This is a genomic window from Micromonospora maritima, from assembly GCF_902825405.1.
GTDB lineage: Bacteria > Actinomycetota > Actinomycetes > Mycobacteriales > Micromonosporaceae > Micromonospora > Micromonospora maritima.
In genome coordinates, this window is the sequence record NZ_CADEAU010000859.1 from 1 (window position 1) to 1,306 (window position 1,306).

Annotated in this window: 2 protein-coding genes; both read left to right on the forward strand. The window is 75.7% G+C overall.

The features are described 5' to 3' along the window. The coding region (locus HUW36_RS33040) for an amidase family protein (protein ID WP_246248444.1) at nt 1–448 on the forward strand (448 nt) is incomplete at its 5' end. A 52-nt stretch (nt 449–500) separates the two neighbouring features. Beyond that, a partial coding sequence (locus tag HUW36_RS33045; protein ID WP_174531604.1) for a DUF4328 domain-containing protein occupies nt 501–1,306 on the forward strand: 806 nt, incomplete at its 3' end.

Consider the following 1,306-nt stretch of genomic DNA (forward strand, 5'->3'; position numbering starts at 1 on the left):
GCTTCAGCGCCGCAGCCGCCGGCACGTCGCGCTCGGCGAGTGGGCGCAGCGCCGGGGGTACGTCCGGGAGGCCGACCGGACCGCCTGGCGCGAGCGGTCGGTGCAGTTCTTCGCCGACCACTCGGTCGACCTGCTGCTCACCCCGGCGCTGGCCGGGCCGCCGCCGCAGGCCGCCGGCTGGTCCGGCCGCTCCTGGCTGGCGAACATGTCGACGAACATCAGGTACGCCCCGTACGCCGCGCCGTGGAACATCGCCGGCCTGCCGTCGATCGTGGTGCCGGTCGGTCGCCGCCCGGACGGGCTGCCGGTCGGGGTGCAGTTCGTCGGCCCGCCCGGCTCCGAGCTGCTGCTGCTCGGCGTGGCCGGACAGTTCGAGATGCAGGCGCCGTGGACGCGGCACGCTCCCGGCTATCCCCGGGTCGGTACGGGGTCGCCGGCCACCGCATGATCGTCTAACGTGTGCGCACCCCTGTCGCGCACACCCTTCCGGACGGTCCCCGATGCACTGCCAGACCTGCGGGGACGTCGCGTCCCCGGTCGACCCCGACTGCCAGCGTTGCGGCACCCCGTTCGGCCAGCCGCCGGTGCTGCCCGGCCTGCCCACGTACCCGGTCCGTGGCCTCGGCACCGCCGCGGCGGTCGCGGTCGGCGCGGCCACCGTGCTCTACCTGCCGGGCGCGCTGTTCCCGCTGGTCGGCGCGCGGATGGCCCGCACGGCGGCCGAGCAGGGTGACCGGGACCTGCTGCTGGGCGCGGCGGTCGCCGAACTGCTGCTCGGGCTGCCCTACCTGCTGGCCCTGCTGACCGCGGCGGTGCTGGTCATCATCTGGACCTGGCGGGCCCGCAAGAACATCGACGCGTTCCCGGGGGCCCTGCCGAGCCTCGGCCCGGGCTGGGCGATCGCCGGCTGGCTGGTGCCGTTCGCCAACTTCGTGGTCCCGGCCCGGGTGGTCGCCAACATCGCCCGGGACAGCCTGCTCCGGCGCACCACGCCGGCCCTGGTCGGCGTCTGGTGGGCGGCCTGGCTGGTCTTCTCGGTCGGCGACCGGTTGATCAGCCGCGGCGACGACCAGCGGTACTCGCGGCTGACCGAGTGGCCGCAGAACGACGTGGAGTACGACAGCTACGTCCGCTACTACCAGGACGCGCTCGGCGGCCGGCTGCTGCTCTCGGTGGCCTGCCTGGTCGCCGGCATCTCGTTCGTCGTGCTGATCCGCCGGGTCTCCGCCGCCCAGCAGGACCGGCTCGCCCGGGCCGTGCCCGCCTGGCCGGGCCACCCCGGCTGGCCCGGGGCCGCCGCGCCGGT